This is a genomic window from Jatrophihabitans sp. GAS493, assembly GCF_900230215.1.
Classification (GTDB): Bacteria; Actinomycetota; Actinomycetes; order Mycobacteriales; family Jatrophihabitantaceae; genus MT45.
The window spans coordinates 3,800,793-3,817,187 of sequence record NZ_LT907982.1 but is presented as its reverse complement, the minus strand read 5'-3'; the positions used below and the strand labels follow the sequence as shown (position 1 = coordinate 3,817,187).

At 65.7% G+C, this 16,395-nt stretch carries 16 protein-coding genes and 1 riboswitch; of the genes, 8 read left to right on the top strand and 8 right to left on the bottom strand.

Going from position 1 to position 16,395, the window contains the following annotated elements:
- On the top strand, positions 1-423 hold the full coding sequence (locus CPH63_RS17720) for a cytochrome c oxidase subunit 4 (protein WP_096304127.1): 423 nt from the start codon (positions 1-3) through the stop codon (positions 421-423).
- Positions 424-453: 30 nt separating this feature from the next.
- Here the strand turns inward: CPH63_RS17720 and CPH63_RS17715 are convergent, their stop codons facing one another.
- From CPH63_RS17715 to CPH63_RS17695, 5 genes are all read right to left on the bottom strand, one after another.
- On the bottom strand, positions 454-930 hold the full coding sequence (locus tag CPH63_RS17715; protein ID WP_096304126.1) for a GNAT family N-acetyltransferase: 477 nt from the start codon (positions 928-930) through the stop codon (positions 454-456).
- 214 nt (positions 931-1,144) lie between these two features.
- Positions 1,145-2,821 carry a cytochrome bc complex cytochrome b subunit gene (locus tag CPH63_RS17710; RefSeq protein ID WP_096304125.1) on the bottom strand — a complete coding sequence of 559 codons (1,677 nt, stop codon included), beginning with the start codon at positions 2,819-2,821 and terminating at the stop codon, positions 1,145-1,147.
- Positions 2,818-3,882: a ubiquinol-cytochrome c reductase iron-sulfur subunit gene (locus CPH63_RS17705; protein ID WP_096304124.1), complete on the bottom strand. Its 1,065-nt coding sequence runs from the start codon at positions 3,880-3,882 to the stop codon at positions 2,818-2,820. Before CPH63_RS17705 ends, CPH63_RS17710 begins: the two co-directional genes overlap by 4 nt.
- Positions 3,879-4,730 (bottom strand): c-type cytochrome, encoded by an 852-nt coding sequence (locus CPH63_RS17700; protein ID WP_371365021.1) that lies wholly within the window; start codon positions 4,728-4,730, stop codon positions 3,879-3,881. The genes CPH63_RS17705 and CPH63_RS17700 overlap by 4 nt, the downstream gene beginning before the upstream one ends.
- An 88-nt stretch (positions 4,731-4,818) precedes the next feature.
- On the bottom strand, positions 4,819-5,457 hold the full coding sequence (locus tag CPH63_RS17695) for a heme-copper oxidase subunit III (RefSeq protein ID WP_096304123.1): 639 nt from the start codon (positions 5,455-5,457) through the stop codon (positions 4,819-4,821).
- 376 nt (positions 5,458-5,833) lie between these two features.
- Here CPH63_RS17695 and CPH63_RS17690 point away from each other — a divergent pair, with 376 nt between their 5' ends.
- Together CPH63_RS17690 and trpD are read left to right on the top strand one after the other, a co-directional pair.
- On the top strand, positions 5,834-6,274 hold the full coding sequence (locus CPH63_RS17690) for a hypothetical protein (protein WP_241895720.1): 441 nt from the start codon (positions 5,834-5,836) through the stop codon (positions 6,272-6,274).
- 55 nt (positions 6,275-6,329) lie between these two features.
- The gene (gene trpD / locus CPH63_RS17685; protein WP_096304121.1) at positions 6,330-7,406 is read left to right on the top strand and encodes an anthranilate phosphoribosyltransferase; all 1,077 of its coding nucleotides are present in this window, start codon (positions 6,330-6,332) and stop codon (positions 7,404-7,406) included.
- Between the two features lie 88 nt (positions 7,407-7,494).
- Here the strand turns inward: trpD and CPH63_RS17680 are convergent, their stop codons facing one another.
- Positions 7,495-7,779: an Lrp/AsnC family transcriptional regulator gene (locus CPH63_RS17680; protein ID WP_096304120.1), complete on the bottom strand. Its 285-nt coding sequence runs from the start codon at positions 7,777-7,779 to the stop codon at positions 7,495-7,497.
- A 39-nt stretch (positions 7,780-7,818) separates the two neighbouring features.
- Positions 7,819-9,603 (bottom strand): DEDD exonuclease domain-containing protein, encoded by a 1,785-nt coding sequence (locus tag CPH63_RS17675; RefSeq protein ID WP_172892231.1) that lies wholly within the window; start codon positions 9,601-9,603, stop codon positions 7,819-7,821.
- 144 nt (positions 9,604-9,747) lie between these two features.
- Between CPH63_RS17675 and CPH63_RS17670 the strand changes: the two genes are divergently transcribed.
- From CPH63_RS17670 to CPH63_RS17655, 4 genes are all read left to right on the top strand, one after another.
- Positions 9,748-10,065: a hypothetical protein gene (locus CPH63_RS17670; RefSeq protein ID WP_241895719.1), complete on the top strand. Its 318-nt coding sequence runs from the start codon at positions 9,748-9,750 to the stop codon at positions 10,063-10,065.
- Between the two features lie 244 nt (positions 10,066-10,309).
- A riboswitch (cyclic di-AMP (ydaO/yuaA leader) is annotated at positions 10,310-10,482 on the top strand.
- 151 nt (positions 10,483-10,633) lie between these two features.
- Complete coding sequence (locus tag CPH63_RS17665; protein ID WP_157749630.1) at positions 10,634-11,518, top strand: NlpC/P60 family protein; 885 nt, start codon at positions 10,634-10,636, stop codon at positions 11,516-11,518.
- Positions 11,519-11,523: 5 nt separating this feature from the next.
- Positions 11,524-12,855, top strand: a complete 1,332-nt coding sequence (locus tag CPH63_RS17660; RefSeq protein ID WP_096304117.1) for a hypothetical protein — start codon at positions 11,524-11,526, stop codon at positions 12,853-12,855.
- A gap of 44 nt (positions 12,856-12,899) precedes the next feature.
- Complete coding sequence (locus tag CPH63_RS17655; protein ID WP_197704417.1) at positions 12,900-14,036, top strand: glycosyltransferase family 4 protein; 1,137 nt, start codon at positions 12,900-12,902, stop codon at positions 14,034-14,036.
- Positions 14,037-14,069: 33 nt separating this feature from the next.
- Here CPH63_RS17655 and CPH63_RS17650 read toward each other — a convergent pair whose 3' ends face one another.
- The gene (locus CPH63_RS17650; protein WP_096304116.1) at positions 14,070-15,875 is read right to left on the bottom strand and encodes a long-chain fatty acid--CoA ligase; all 1,806 of its coding nucleotides are present in this window, start codon (positions 15,873-15,875) and stop codon (positions 14,070-14,072) included.
- A gap of 137 nt (positions 15,876-16,012) precedes the next feature.
- Here CPH63_RS17650 and CPH63_RS17645 point away from each other — a divergent pair, with 137 nt between their 5' ends.
- Positions 16,013-16,393, top strand: coding sequence for a polyketide cyclase / dehydrase and lipid transport (locus CPH63_RS17645; protein WP_096304115.1), 381 nt, complete (start codon positions 16,013-16,015; stop codon positions 16,391-16,393).
- Positions 16,394-16,395: the final 2 nt, after the last annotated feature.

Sequence of the window (16,395 nt, the reverse complement as noted above, 5' to 3'; positions counted from 1 at the left end):
ATGAAGGTCGAAGCTCGACTCTTTCTGCTTATCGCACTCTTCTGTTTCGTTATCGCCGGCATCTATGGCTTCTGGACCAACGGGGCGGACGGGCACGTCGAGTACGCCGGTCTGTCGGCGCTCATCCTCTCTGGTGGGCTCATGGGGCTCGCCGGGTCGTTCTTCTGGTTCGTCTCGCGCCGTATCGACCCGCGACCGGAGGATCTCGACGACGCCGAGATCGCCGAAGGTGCCGGCGAGCTCGGCTTCTTCAGCCCGGGCAGCTACTGGCCGGTCGGTATCGCCCTCTCGGCGACGGTGACCGGTGCGGGCGCCGCACTGGTGCAGGTGTGGCTGATGCTGGTCGGCGTCGTGCTGATCCTGACCACCGTCAGCGGGCTGCTCTTCGAGTACTACATCGGCGGACGGCAGCCCCTCCGCTAGACCGCTACCTTGGGTCGCGGATCCGGTGCATCATTCAGCGAGCGTCATAGCCATCAGCATGCTGGCTGCCCCGAAGCCAGCACGTTCGTAGAACGGCACTGAGCGCTCGCTCGGGGCGAGGACGATCCGCACCGCGTTGATGGCCTGCGCATGACCGAGCACGGCCTCGAGTAGCTGGCGACCCGTGCCACGGTTGCGGTAATCGGGGAGAACGAAGGCGTTCCCGAGGTAGCACCAACACGTCGATGGCTGCGCTGGACGGGGCATACGCTGGAAGACGACCACGTTCATCATGCCGATGGCCAGACCCGCTGATTCGGCCAGGTAGGTGGCCCGACGGTCTGCTTCGTCAGCAAACCACTGAGCAAATTCTTCATTGAACGAAGTGTCTTCGATCGGGGCGCCGGCGTTCTCCTCGGACCAGCCATGCCGGAGTCTGGCTAGCGCCGCCGTGTCAGCTGGCCTGGCCAAGCGGATCGTGATTGGCGGTTCGTCGACTTGTGGCATTGCTGGATTCTCGCAGGCTGACGTCTGGACGTGCGCCCGGACGTGGTCCTGGGTGTCTGCGAGGGCAGCGGCGGCCCGCGGACACAGGTGAAAGGGCCCGGGTCACCACGTTCGTCGTGGTGACCCGGGCCCTTTCGTAGTCGTGCTTTTCGTAGTCGTGCTTGCGCCCGGAACCTTGACTGCTGCGGACAGCGATCAACGGGTGGGGGAGTGGCTAGTCCTCGATCTCGGCGGGAACGTGAGCCACCAGCTCCTCAGACTCACCGGCACCGACCGAAGCGTGAGCACTCTCCGCGGCGATCGCCTCGTCCAGGGCCGCCTGAATCTCTGGCTTCTCCTTCACCGGGAAGAAGAAACCACGGATGTGGCGAGCCGATCCAGCGCCGATGCGGTTCATCCGCTTCGGTACCGGCGTGCCGGCGTAGCTGAGCTGACCATGACCGTGGTCGTCCACCGGGCCGAGCGGCTGGTGAACTTCGATGAACTCCCCGGTGGGCAGGCGCATGATGATGCCGGTCTCGATGCCGTGCTCGAGCACCTCGCGGTCATGCCGCTGCAATCCCAGGCAGAGCACGTACGACACGGTGTAGGCGAGTGGCGGCAGCACAATCAGCGCGATTCGACCGCCCCAGGTCATGGCGTTCAAGGAGATGCCGAAGGCCTTGGCGATGAGGTCGTTTCCACCGGATACGAAGAGCACGAAGCAGAACGTCAGCGCCATCGCGCCCAGGCTGGTGCGGACCGGCACGTCGCGCGGCCGTTGCAGGAGGTTGTGATGCGCCCGGTCCTTGGTCATCTTCGCTTCGAGGAACGGGTAGGAGATGGCCATACCGATCAGGATCATCGGCAGCACAGCGGTCGGCCAGAAGATGGCCGGGATGGTGTAGCCGAAGAGCCTGATGTCCCACGACGGGAAGAGACGGGTCGAACCGTCCAGCATGGCCATGTACCAGTCCGGCTGCGAGCCGGCCGAGACCTGGGCCGGGTTGTAGGGGCCGAAGAGCCAGATCGGGTTGATCTGCACCAGGCCACCGAGAGCGGAGATGGCGCCGGCCACGATGAAGAAGAAGCCACCGGCCTTCGCCGCGTAAACCGGGTAGACTCGCTCGCCGCTCACCGTTGCCTCGGTCTTGCCGGGGCCGGGGAACTCGGTGTGTTTCTGGCGGATCAGTAGTGCCATATGAGCGCCGATGAGTGCGGCCAGGATCGCCGGGATAAGCAATACGTGGGCGATGTAGAACCGGCCGATGATCGCGTCGCCGGGGAACGGGCCACCGAAGACGAGGAACGACAGCCAAGTACCGATCACCGGCGTCGAAAGCATGATCGCGTCGGCGATGCGGAGTCCGGTACCCGAGAGCAGGTCGTCGGGGAGTGAGTAACCGGCGAAGCCTTCGACGACACCGAGAACCAGCAGCAGCACACCGATGATCCAGTTGAACTCACGTGGCTTGCGGAACGCTCCGGTGAAGAAGACGCGCAGCATGTGGATGAGCATCGCGGCCACGAACATCAAGGCGGCCCAGTGGTGGATCTGACGAACGACCAGACCACCGCGCACATCGAAGGAGATGTGCAGCGTCGACTCGTAGGCCTTCGACATGGTCACACCCCGGAGCGGGATGTAAGAGCCGTTGTAGACGACGTCCGCCATTGAGGCGTCGAAGAAGAAGGTGAGGTAGGTGCCCGTGAGCAGCAGGACGATGAACGAATAGAGCGCGATCTCGCCAAGCATGAACGACCAGTGATCAGGGAAGACCTTGTTCAGCTGCTTGCGGATCGGACCGGCGATGACCAGACGGGAGTCCAGAAATTCTCCGGCCTTACCCTGCGGAGTGCGGGGCGTGCCGGAAGGCTTCTTGGAGCTCTTGGTCGGTGCTGTCGTCGTCATGCTTTGCGCTCCCAATAGCCGGGGCCGATCGGTTCCCGAAAGTCGCTCTTAGCTACAAAGTACTGCCGCCCATCGATAATTTCGACACCCAGCGGTAGCCGCGGCAGCGGACGGGTGGCCGGCCCGAAAACGGGCTTCGCGTCCTGCAGAACCTCGAACTGCGACTGGTGGCACGGGCAGAGTAGGCGGGTCGTCTGCTGCTCGTAGAGCGAGGCCGGACATCCGGCGTGGGTGCAGATCTTGGAGAAGGCGACGTAGTCACCGAAGTTGTCTGACTCCTGACCCGTACGGGCGTGCACTCGCTGCCCCGGGCGAAGCCGAATGATGAGCGTCGGCGAGGAGGCCAGCTTGATCGCCCCGGGAACGCCCGGGAAGACCGTGGCGATGCCGCCGGGGTCGAGGTCGTTCGGGCTGACCCGGCGACCATCGGAGTAGACGATCGGGACGCCGTTGGGGAATTCAGCCGGATCCTGCCGGTACGCCGTGTAGTGCAGCTGGTCGCCCGGCTTCTTGATCATGGCGCCGACGAGCGCGACCAGTGGCACGGTTGCCACGGCGCCACCGGCGACCACCAAGGAGCGCAGCAGCATCGAACGGCGGGGCAGGCCGGTGTCGTTGAGACCAGAGCTCAGGGTGGCCGCGGTGAGCAACTTGTCCTGCTCGGTCGAAGGCTCCTGGTGGCGATCCTGAACGGCCTCCTCTTCGGGCATGAGCCACTTGGCCCAGAGGACCGAGCCGATGCCCATCAGGACCAGCATGACGGCCAGCAGGCTGCCGAGCAGCGGCGTGTAGAACCGGTAGTTCTGCGCGGTGAAGGGACCCTCGTAGTGGAACGGAACGGCGACGAAGACGACTACGAACGCAACGCCGGCCAGCCCGGAGAGCAGAAACAGTGAGGAGACGAGTCGCTCCTGGCGCTTCTCGGCCTTCGTGCCGCGCACCGGAAAACGGTCCCGGCGATGGACGATCGTCACACCGTCGACGGCCGCTCCGGCGATCATCGCCTCGTCGGCCGTCATCGTCTGGATCTCTTCGATGGTGGGAACTTCTGCGTCACTCATGACTTCGCGCCAATCCACAACACGGCGATCACGAGAGCGCCGACCCCTGCGACCCAGAGAACGAGGCCCTCAGACACTGGCCCGATCCGGTCGATTCCGCTGCCGCCCGGATCCTTCGCCGTCTGCAGCGACCGGACGTAGGTGACGATTGCCTTCTTCTGATCCGGCGTGAGCTGGTTGTCACCGAAGACCGGCATGTTCTCCGGTCCGGTGAGCATGGCCGTGTAGATCTGGCGGTCGGTGGCCTCGTTCAACCCTGGTGCGACCGCGCCGGCCGACAGCGGAGCGCCCTTGCCGGTCGATCCGTGGCAGGAAGCACAGTTGAGCCGGAACAGTTCGCCACCCTCAGCGAGCTTGTCGTCACCGAGGAGCAGGTTGCCCTGTGGCACCTCGGGGCCGCCCGCGATCGACTGCACGAAGGCGGCGAGCTGCTCGGTCTGCTGCTCATCGAACTTGGCCGTCTTGCGGAGGTTCTCCGCTCCCTGGCCGCTGGCCGGCATGCGGCCGGTGCTGACCTGGAAGTAGACAGCGGCACCGCCGACACCCGCGAGCGAGGGACCGCGGTCCTTGATGCCCTGCAGGTTGGCGCCGTGACAGGTGATGCAGCTCGATTCAAAGAGCTGCTGGCCCGCGTCGATGTCGGCCTGGCTGGAGGAGGTGCCGTCGGCGCCGGAGGAGGTGGCGAACATGGCGTACGCACCGCCCATTGCGCCCAGCGCTGCACCCAACACCAGGACGGAGGTGATCCGCTTACGCCAGGTCTTGCGACCTTGACGTGATTTTTTGCTCGTCGCCGAGGCGACGGTTTCGGTCGCGCCGGTGGCCGAGACCGCGGGGGTGAACCCCAGGTCGTCGACGTCGAACTCTTCGGTCACGGACGTCCCTTCTCAGATATCGATACGGTCGGTTGCTCGGCTATCGGGCAGCTCGTCCGCATCAGCGCAGCAGGTAGATGACGAAGAAGAGGCCGATCCACACCACGTCGACGAAGTGCCAGTAGTAGGACACGACGATCGCGGCCGTGGCCTGCGCCGGAGTGAATCGACCCAGAGTGGTTCGGGCGAGAAAGAGGATGAAGGCGATGAGGCCACCGATGACGTGCAGCCCGTGGAAGCCGGTAGTGAGGAAGAAGACCGAGCCGTAACCGGTGGCCGAGATCGTGTTGCCGTCGCCGACCTGCAGGCGGTACTCGTTCGCCTGCCCGAGTACGAAGATGAAGCCCATCAGGAAGGTGAGGAAGAACCAGCGGCGCAGCAGGAAGACGTCACCCCGCTCGGCGGCGAAGACGCCGTACTGGCAGGTGACGCTGGAGAGCACCAGGATGATCGTGAAAGGCAGCGCGTACATCGGGATGCCGTGCCACAGCACCAGGTCGGGGTATTCGCCGTTCGGAAGCTTCATCGGCCAGTTACCGGCGTTAGCGGCACGCACCGTGAAATACATGGCGAAGAGGCCGGCGAAGAACATCAGCTCACTGGACAACCAGACGATGGTGCCGACACTTACGAGGTTCGGCCGCGTCAGGGAGTGCACCTTGCTGGATTCGAAGGCGGGCGCTGTGGCGGTTGAAGTCACGTACGCATTATTGCCTGCGCACCAGCACCGCTGACGCTGGGGTCACCCGAACGGTGCGTGTCGCGTCTGGTTGGGCAATCACCTTGAGTTTTCGGCACTCAGCTTGGAGGGATCGAGGTATAGCCCGGGATTTGTCTGTGGCTGCTCTGGAGTTCGATAAGCCGCATATCCGGCCTGAGCCTGAGCCCTGCGACGAGTTGGTCTCCCAGGGCCATCCGAGCACCTCAGCGGGGGCCGTGCACCGCCTATCGGGGCACAGAACAAGCTCGAGCTCAGGCCAAACTGCGGCCAAACTGCGGCCGGACTGCGGCCCGACTGCGGCCAGACTGCGGAGCCGTCAATATCGTGGCTGGCCCGTCTGGATACGATTCCTTCCATGACTCCTCCCATGACGTCGCCATCGCTGCAGAACGAACGGGTCAATGTTGTGGTCTACAGCAACCGACCGGAGGTGCGCGATCAGGTGCGGACGGCCATCGGGCGTCGCCCATCGCCCGATTCGGCCCGGATCGACTGGATCGAATGCTCGACCAGCGCTCAGGTGATCGCGCAGATCGATTCCGGCGAGTTGGACCTGGTCATTCTGGACGGCGAGGCGCAGCCGACCGGTGGTATGGGCCTGGCCCGGCAGTTCAAGTATGAGATCGACAACTGCCCACCGATCATCGTTCTGGTGGCGCGGCCTCAGGATGGTTGGTTGGCCAGCTGGTCACTGGCCGACGCTGTCATCAGCGCGCCACTTGATCCGGTTACCGCGGCCACGGTGGTGGCTGATCAGCTTCGCGCGCGGCTGGCCGGCATCCCCGTGGTTCGTTGACGTCGTAGTTCGCTGAGTACATCGTGAACGGGCGACGATCGGGCGCGCAGAGGCTATGACTAATGTGCCTACGGCCTTTGCGGCCTTTAGTTGGCCGAATACCCTCGCCACGCTGCTGCGTCGTGAGGAGCTGAGCGGGGCCAACGCCTCGTGGGCCATGAACGAGATCATGGGCGGTGATGCGACGCCAGTCCAGATCGCCTCCTTCGCGGTGCTGCTGCGGGCTAAGGGGGAGACCGCCGCCGAACTGGGGGCCCTGGCCTCGACGATGCGCGACCGGGCCGTCCCGGTGACCGTTTCCGGACGTTCGGTGGATCTCGTCGGTACCGGGGGAGACCTCGCGCAGACGGTGAATATAACCACAATGGCGGCGTTGGTCGTCGCGGGCTCCGGGCGGCAGGTCACCAAACACGGGAACCGATCGGCCTCCTCGGCCTGCGGAACCGCGGATGTGCTGGAGGAGCTTGGCGTGGTGATTGATCTGCCGGCGGCCGGGGTGGCCCGAACCGTCGCCGAGGCGGGGATCGGATTCTGCTTTGCGCCGGTTTACCACGCGGGAATGAGGTTCGCCGGTGCCCCGAGACGGGAGATGGGCGTCCCTACAGCCTTCAACCTGCTCGGTCCGTTGACGAATCCGGCTCGCCCGGAGGCCGCGGCGATCGGCTGCGCCGATCTGCGGATGGCCCCGGTGGTGGCGCAGGTACTGGCCGATCGCGGCGACACCGCGATGGTGTTCCGGGGTGATGACGGGCTGGATGAGCTCACCACGACCACGACCTCGCAGGTGTGGACGGCTGAGGCCGGAGAGGTGCGCCACAGCGTCCTCGACCCAAAGCTTCTCGGTCTGGCCACCGTCGCTCCGGACGACCTGCGCGGAGGTGACCGGATCTTCAACGCCTCCGTCGTACGTGAGGTGCTGGGCGGTGCTCCGGGGCCGGTTCGCGATGCCGTCCTGCTCAATGCTGCCGCTGGGATCGCCGCATTCGACGGGCTCGGCGGCGCGCCGTTGCTAGACGCATTGGCCCAGGGCCTCGAGGTCGCCCGTACTTCGATCGACAGCGGCTGCGCGGCAACGCGGCTGGCGGAGTGGGTGCGGGTCAGTGCGTCAGCCCGCGATAGCGGCGACCGCTAACGCTGTTAGCTGACGCGGCCGACGACCGGCCGGGGAATGACGGCGCCACCCTGCCTTGGCCACCGGCGACGCGACGGCGATCTCGCCGTCACGACTCGGAGTAGCCGATCGAGAAGGCGGCGTCGAGATCGTGCTGTGAATAGGCCCGAAACGCGATGTGGGTATCGGTGTGCAGCACACCGGAGACCTTGCTGATTCGGCCGGCGATCACGGCGGCAATGTCGTCGAACTCACGCACCCGCACGATGACGATCAGGTCGACGTCGCCGGAGACGGAGTAGACCTCGCTGACGCCATCTAGGTCAGCCAGTTGCTGGGCAACCTCAGGGATGCTGTCGGACTCAACGGAGACCAGGACGATCGCAGTGATCATGGTCGCGATCCTATCGACAATCCCGGCAGCGCGGGCGGGTCACCGCGCCGGTCGGCTCAGCAACGGAAGCCGCCGGCGGTCAGCGAAGGGGTCCATTTCGCGTCGGCGGCGGTCATTGGCCTGGCCCTCATTGGCGTAGCCGGCCAGCGTGAGCGATCCGGCCCCGAACGCGGGGTGAGACCAGGCCTGCGACGTCTGCACGAGCCGGGTAAGCGGCTGTTCTAGCCAGCGCAGGACACATTCGGTCTCCTCGGCCAAGGCGGCCGGCAGTGGGCCGGGCCCGGGACGTACCGCCTCGGCGTTGGTTAGCAGGGCTTCGATCACCTCCCATGGTGATCTGCCCCGCACCGCTACCCCCGCAGCGGTGAGACGACCGTGGCTGACGACGCAGAGCTCCCAACCTCCCGAGCCGTCGGGGGCGGCCGCCACTAATTGCTCTATGCGGGTGAGCGAACCGATTCGCTGCATGCGAGCACAGGCGCGGACCACGATCGCCATCCGATCACGGACAACACCGGCATGTTCGTAACGCTGGGCCGTCGACAGTTGCTCCACCTTCAGCTGGAGCGGCTCGATTAGCGGGCGGGCGTCACCGGACCAGGCGAGCGCGACCAGATCGGCCAACTCGGCGTAGCCGGCCGGGCTGACCTCACCTTCACAGGGGGCGCAGCAGCGACCTATCCCGGCCAGTGTGCACGCGGCCCGCACCCGACGGCGCAGCGAGAGGCGGTCGCTGCATTGTCGTAACGGAACCGCGTCGTGGATTGCGTCTCGGATCGCTTCGGCCTGCCGCTGGGTACGCAGCGGTCCGAGGTAGCGGGCATTGTCGTCGCTTACCTCGCGGACTATGGACAGACGGGGGTAGGCCTCCTCGGTCAACTTCAACCAGACCTGACGTTCCGGGAACTTCGATCGGCGGTTGTAGCGCGGCTTGTGGGCAGCGATCAGCCTCAGTTCCCGCACCTGGGCTTCGAGCGGATGGCTGCACTCCACCGGATCGACGCGGGCCGCTAAGCCGACCATCTCGCCCATCCGGCTTCGCGTCTCGCTGGCCAGGAAGTACTGCCGCACCCGCGAGCGAATGTTTCGACTGGTCCCGACGTAGAGCGGCTCGCCGCGCTCGTCGCGGAAGATGTAAACGCCAGGCGAGGTAGGAAGGCCGTCGGCCAGGTGCCGCTTCCGGCGCTGCGCGTCGGAGACCTTGCTAGTGAAGGCCTTGAGGTCAGGCAGCGTCTGGACGCCGATGTTCCCGAGCCGAGCGATCAGCCCGTGGAGGACGTCGACGGTGGCGCGAGCGTCGGCCAGCGCGCGGTGAACCGGCGTCGTGGTTGCGTGGAAGTAGGCCGCCAGTGTGGAGAGCTTGCAGTTGGGTACCTCATCCCGAGTCAGCACTCGACGAGCCAGTACGGCTGTGTCGAGTACTGGAAAGGCTGGCCAGGGGATCTGTCCGGCGTCGGCGGCCGCGCGCAGAAAGCCGACGTCGAACGGCGCGTTGTGGGCGACCAGTGTGCTTCCGCGGGCGAACTCGAGGAAGGAGAGCAGTACCTCGCCGGCCGGAGGCGCCCCGATCACCATTGAGTCGGTGATGCCGGTGAGCACACTGACAAACGGACTGATACCGATGCCGGGGTCGACCAGCGACTGAAACTCCCCGAGCACGACGCCACCCCGTACGCGCACGGCACCGAACTCGGTGATGGCATCGGTGCCGGCCCGGCCGCCGGTGGTCTCCAGATCGACGACGGTGAAGGTGGTCTGCTGAAGCGTCTCGTCAAGATCGTCGAGGCTGGTCTGGATGAACGCGGGGGCTGTTGTCGAACTCACGAATCGGACGCTAATCACAGGGTCCGACAATTTCTCTCGACCCGCCGCGCAGCGGTCAGAACCGAATTTGTCAGACCCCCTCCATACCTTGGCGATGGGTTATGGCGTCGCCGACGCCGACCGGTTCACGTCCTGGAGGTAACCATGTTGATCGACTGCCGAACCTGTTCCATCCGCGACACCGGCTGTGCCGACTGTGTCATCACCGTCTTACTGGCCAGTCCGCCGCTCGCCAGGTCCGAACTCGACACTTCTCCGCTGGACAGCGGCGATCAGGTCGCGGTGGTCGAACTCGACCTGCAGGAACGATCGGCCCTCGCCGCGCTGGCCGACGGTGGACTGGTTCCTCCGTTGCGACTAAGTCCGTCAGTGGGGAGTGGTTCGGCGGCGGCCGCACCGATCTCCAATGAAACCCGACAGGGTCTTAACGCGAAAGCTTCACGCCGTAGCCGAGCCGGATGAGCGACGTCACAGACCAGCTGTGTCGTGGGTCACGAATTGTGCGAAATCTCAGGCCTGGGGGTAGGTAAACCCTGGAGTCGGCGCCCGGGTGCAAAGGTGACTCTCATACTGGGTCGTGTCACCGTTGCTCAGGAACGCGATCATCCCGTAATCTTTCCGAGACCTTACGTCTAGCCGATTCCCGTCCGGGATTCACCGTTTGGTCACCGCCGAATCACGACGACGGCTTCGCACGGGGGTGCAGCTTTTATGGCTGCCATCTCTGCTGCTTGCCTGTGAACCGGGGACCCAACCGTTCCTGGGGTGAATCAGTGTCTCTCTACTGCCGAGTATCGCTACTGGGTAGTACTGAGCGCCGTAGGGCTTCTTCCGGCCCGAACCCGTCAGCTAACTCGGTAGGCGGTCAAGGGAAGAAGGAGTTGCGCCAACTGTGGCGTTGAAGAACCTTAGTAATGGCATTCGACTTTTGCTTGCGGGTTCCCTCGTAGCTGGTGTTGGTTTCGCGTTGCCGGTCGTGGCTGGCGCCGATCCGACTTCGGTCGCTGCCACGAAGCAGAAACTCGACGTCTTGGCTGTTCAGAGCAGCCAGCTCACCGAAAAATACGACCGCGCCCAGACTGACGTGTCGGCCAAGCAGTCCGCAGCGAATCTCGCCCAGCGGCAGGCCGTACAGGCGGCGGCGGCATTCAAGGCCGCCCGCGCCCGCCTCAGCGAAGTTGTCGTCGCGCAGTACGAATCTCCGGCCTTCAGCTCGACTGGCGCGCTGCTCACCAGCGACAGCGGCCAGCAGTACCTCGACACGGTGAGCAACCTGAACCTCATCTCCACCAATCGCGGTGACGTCGTCGTCCAGTTCGACGCCGCGGCGAAGGCATCCGCCGTGGCCAAGAAGAGCGCGGCCGCGGCACTGGCCGTCGCGACGAAGACCCGTGACTCGCTGAACGCGCAGCGCACCACACTGGCCCAGTCCATCGCCAAGTACCAGGGGCTGCTCGCCACCCTGACCGCCGTTCAGCAGACGGCCTACCGAAACACGAACACGGTGGCCGATACAGCTGTGGCAGTGAAGGCCGCAGTGCCGGTCACGGCACCCGCGCCGACGGCCGCGGCCGGCAAGGCGGTCGCCTTTGCTCTCGCCCAGGTCGGCAAGCCGTACGTCTTCGGTGCCGGTGGGCCAGGGGCCTACGACTGCTCCGGTCTGACTTCGGCGGCATATGCCTCAGCTGGCATCTCTCTGCCGCACAGCGCGGAGGGGCAGTACAGCTACGGCACGCATGTGAGCTTCGGCCAGCTCGAGCCCGGCGATCTGATCTTCCTGTACCACCCGATCGGACACGTGGAGATCTACATCGGCGGTGGCCTGGCCGTCTCGGCGCCCACCAGCGGTGAGAACGTCAAGGTGATCACGGTTTCGGCTGGAGACGGCTACACCGGAGCAACCCGGCTAACCTGATTGGCGTGCTGAAACACCGACGTCGACGCACCGTACTGCTTGCCTGCGCGACACAGATTCTCGTCGCCCTGCTCGGTTTGGTCGCCGTTGTCGCGTGGGCCTCGCCAAGCACTGGCAACGTTCCTGCCGCCGGGCCGCAGACCACGCCGACGCAGGCGGAGATCGCCGCGCTGCTGGCCCGGCAGAGCGGTGCCATGATCTCTCGAGACCGGTCGCGCTTCGCGGCGGGTCTCGACTCATCGGCGGCGGCGGCCGGCTTCCGCGATGAGCAACTGGCCGCCTTCGACAACATCGCGGACGTGCCGCTGGCGTCCTGGGCCGAGACCATCGACTCACCGGTTACCGCAACTGAGGCGGCCGACGCGGCGACTGCGCGGCTTGACGCCGACGCAACGATCGTGAAGGTGCAGCTGGCCTATGCGCTGCGTGACGTCGATGCAGCCCCCACCCTCCACTCGCTCTGGCTCACCTTCGTCCATCGGGACGGCCGCACCGTGATCTCCAGCGACTCCGATCTCGCCGACGCGGCCGGAGCGAGCTGGCATGGGCTCTGGGACTTCGGCAAGGTCGACGCCTACCGGGGTGCGTCGAGCCTCGTGCTGGCGCACCCGAAGTTCGCCGGGCTCCTCACCACCTATGCAGGGGTCGTAGATCGAGCCGTGAAGGCCGTGACGGCGGTCTGGGGATCGGGTTGGACCCAGGAGGTCGCCGTCGTCATTCCCGACACCCAGGCTGAGATGTCGGCCGTCATCGGAAATGACCTGGTCCTCGATCAGATCGACGCGGTCTCCGTCGCCGATGTGGACAACCCCGAAGTCGGACAGCTGCTGGGCCAACGGGTGGTGCTGAATCCGGCCAATCTCGAGAAACTCAGCGACATCGGGGAACAGATCGTCGTGCGTCATGAGGTCACGCTCATCGCCACCCGTCCCACGGTCGGCAGTCAGATGCCGACCTGGCTGATCGAGGGGTTCGCCGAGTACGTCGCCAATCTCGGCAGCGGCCAGACCACTACCTTCGCCGCCGCCGAGCTGCGCCGCGAGATCCGGGCCGCAAGGCTGCCGAAGGCACTGCCGACCAGCGGTGACTTCAATAGCGAGAACAGCCGAATCGCGCCGGTCTACGAAGAGTCCTGGTTGGCCTGCCGCTACATTGCCGAGCGGGCCGGCGAGGCGGGCCTGCTCAAGTTCTACCGGGCGGTCGCAGCGGCCATTCAGGCCGTTCCGGCGGCAACCCCCGACCAGGCCGTCACGGGCGCGCTAAAGTCTCTCCTCGGTCTATCGACCGCGCAGTTCGTCACCCAATGGTCGAGCTATCTGCGGGCCCAGCTCAGCTGACGTCCTAGCCGGACCAGCTTCAGTCGTAGGAACGGAGTCGCCCCGTGGCGCAGCGCACCCGGCGCACGCTGATCGTCACCAACGACTTCCCACCTCGGCAGGGTGGTATTCAGTCATTTGTGCACGCCATGGCATCCCGGCAGCCGGCCGACGAACTCCTGGTCTACGCGTCGAACTTTCCGGGCGCGCCGGAATTCGACGCGGCGCAGCCGTTCCGGGTCATCCGGCACGGCACCGGCATGCTCCTGCCAACACCGGCCGCCAGTCGGGCCATCACCGCCGCCGCGCGCGACTTCAGGGCGACGGCTGTCTGGTTCGGGGCCGCGGCGCCGCTCGGACTGCTCGCACCGGCGTTACGACGGGCCGGCGTGGAGCAACTCGTCGCGACCACCCACGGACATGAGGTCGGTTGGGCGAAGCTTCCGGGTGCTCGCCAGATGCTGCGTCGCATCGGACGGGAGTGCGACATCGTGACGTACCTGGGGGAGTACACCCGGATCCGCCTCGCGGCGGCGATGGGCGCCGAGGCCCGGCTTGAACGGCTGGCTCCCGGGGTCAACACCGCCGTCTTCACCCCCGATCCGCAGGCCGGCCGCGAGGTCAGAGCCGGTCTCGGACTCGGATCCAGACCGACAATCGTCTGCGTTTCACGGCTCGTTCCGCGCAAGGGTCAGGATGCGTTGATCAGCGCGCTGGCCGGTGTGCGAGAGCTCGTCCCAGATGCGGCACTCCTCATCGTCGGTGACGGGCGGTACCAGCAGTCACTCCGCGAACTGGCTCTACGCGAAGGTGTCGTCGACGATGTGTTCTTCACCGGCCCCGTCCCGCATCAGCAGTTGCCCGCCCACTTCGCCGCCGGGGATGTCTTCGCGATGCCGTGCCGAACACGACGTCACGGGCTGGACGTCGAGGGCCTGGGCATCGTCTACCTGGAGGCCTCGGCGATGGGCCTGCCGGTGATCGCCGGCGACTCCGGCGGTGCCCCGGACGCGGTCCTGGACGGAAGCACCGGTTACCTAGTCGACGGTCGGGACCAGGTGGCGATCGTGCAGCGCTGCGCGCAGTTGCTGCAGAACCGCGCGCTGGCCCATTCGATGGGTCAGGCCGGCCGTCAGTGGGTCGTCGCGGAGTGGGAATGGGAGGGCGCGGCGGCCACCCTGCGCGAGATGCTCGATCGGTGAGCCTCCAGCGCTGGGGCGAGAAGCCGGGTCACCTCAGACCTTCTGCACGTCCGAGTAGAGCCCTGAGATCAATTCCGAACACTGCTTCTCAACCACGTTGCGCTTGAGCTTCAGCGACGGTGTGAGCTCGCCGGTGGCCTCGGTCCAATCAGTCGGCAGGACGACGAACTTGCGAATCGCCTCAGCCTTGCTGACGGCCTTGTTGGCGTCGTCGACGGCCACCTGGATCTCCGCGCGCAGCGCCGGGTCGTCGACCACATCGGCCAGGGTGGTGGTCTCCGAGCGACCGGCGTCCTTCAGCCAGGTCGGGAAGGCCTCCGGATCGATCGTGACAAGTGCGGAGATGTAGGGCTGGCCGTCTCCGACGACGAGGCACTGACTCACCAACCAGTGCGCCCGGACCCGGTCCTCGAGTACCGCCGGGGCGACGTTCTTGCCGCCGGCGGTCACCAGAATCTCTTTCTTTCTACCGGTGATCTTGATGTATCCCTCGGAGTCGATCTCGCCGATGTCGCCGCTGTGGAACCAGCCGTCGGCGTCGATCGCCTCGCTCGTCGCCGCCTCGTTGCGCCAGTACCGGTCGAAGACGAGCGTGCCGTGAATAAGCAGTTCGCCGTCGTCGGCGACTCGGGCCGATACGCCGGGAACCGGCTGGCCGACGGTTCCGATACGGATGTTGCCGGGGCGGTTGACCGCGATTCCGGCGGTGGTCTCGGTGAGGCCGTACCCCTCGTAGATCGTTACCCCGACACCGCGGAAGAAGTGCCCGAGCCGGGTGCCGAGCGGGGCGCCGCCGGAGACGGCGGCGCGGCACTCGCCACCGAGTGCAGCCCGAAGCTTGGAGTAGACGAGCTTGTCGAAGACAGCGTGCGTCAACTTCAGCCGGAGGCCGACATGGCCGGTCTCGACCGCCTCGGAGTGCCTGATCGCAACGTCGGTCGCCTTGTCGAAGATCGAACCCTTGCCATCGGCGTGGGCGCGCTGCTTGGCGGTGTTGAAGACCTTCTCAAAGACCCGCGGAACGCTGAGGATGAAGGTCGGCTTGAACGACGCCAGATCGGGGAGCAGGTTGGAGATGTCCGCGGTGTGGCCGAGTACGGTGCCGTTCGCGATGGCGCCGATCTCGATAACCCGTCCGAAAACGTGGGCGATGGGCAGAAACAGCAGCGTCGATGAGCCGATCTCGAAGAGGTCCCCGAGGTTGGCCGTCACGTCGGTGATCTCGGCAATGAAGCTGCGGTGCAGGAGCACGCAACCCTTCGGGCGACCGGTCGTGCCGGAGGTGTAGATGATCGATGCCGCGTCCTCGAGCGAGGTCGCCTCCAGACGCTTCTGGATCTCCTCGGTAGCCACGTCGGCGCCCTGCACCCGCAGCGCCTCGAAGGCGTCTTCGTCGAAGAGCCAGACGTGGGCGAGATCGGGGGCGGCCGATCGCACCGATTCGACCAGCCCGGCGTGCACCTGCGACTCCACGAAGACTGCCTTGGCGCCGGAGTCGGCGAGGATCCATTCGATCTGCTCGGCGCTGGAGGTCTCGTAGATCGGTACCACGACGGCGCCGATCGCCAGCACGGCGAAGTCGGCGACAGTCCACTCGTACCGGGTCTTGCTCATCAGCGCTACCCGGTCACCGGCGTCGATCCCGGCGTTCAGCAAGCCCTTGGCGACGTCGGTCACCTGGTTGGCGAAGTCTGTGGTGGTGACGTCGGACCAGCCGCTCTCGGCGCGCCGGCGTAGCGCTACCCGCGTCGGGTAGTCCCGAGCATTGTTGAAGACGCACTGCGCCGTGCTGCTATAGGGAGCCTCGATATTGGTGCTGGGGACGGCGATCTCGCGCACGGCTGGTGCCCTTTCCTAAAGCGTTGTCTGCCCTGTTCCGTCCAAGTGCATTGGTGTGGAATGCTTCACACCATAGTAGGGACCGTCGACCGCCGGCCGACTGACGTCCCCCTTCGGACGAGTGTCATCCTGTACCGATGCCTGAGGTTGATCTGGTCGACGCGACGTGGATCGCGGCCGCCCCGGTGGCGGTCGCGCCGGTCATCGCCGACCAGACGAACTGGTCACGTTGGTGGCCAGGAATGACACTGAGAATAGACCGCGACCGGGGGCCGCTGGGTATCCAGTGGTTCGTCACATCCTGTACCGATTTCAGTCGGCAGGGAATGTCGGGTTCGATGGAGATCTGGCTCGAACCGGCCTACGAAGGCGTGGTGCTGCATTACTTCCTGCGCCTGGATTCGACGAGCGGACGCCTCGGTCGGCGGGCGGTCCGTCGGGCTCAGCGATCCCACGCGTTACGTGCGAAACGCAACTTCTGGGCCGTGAAGGATCAACTCGAGGCCGCTGGCCGGTAACG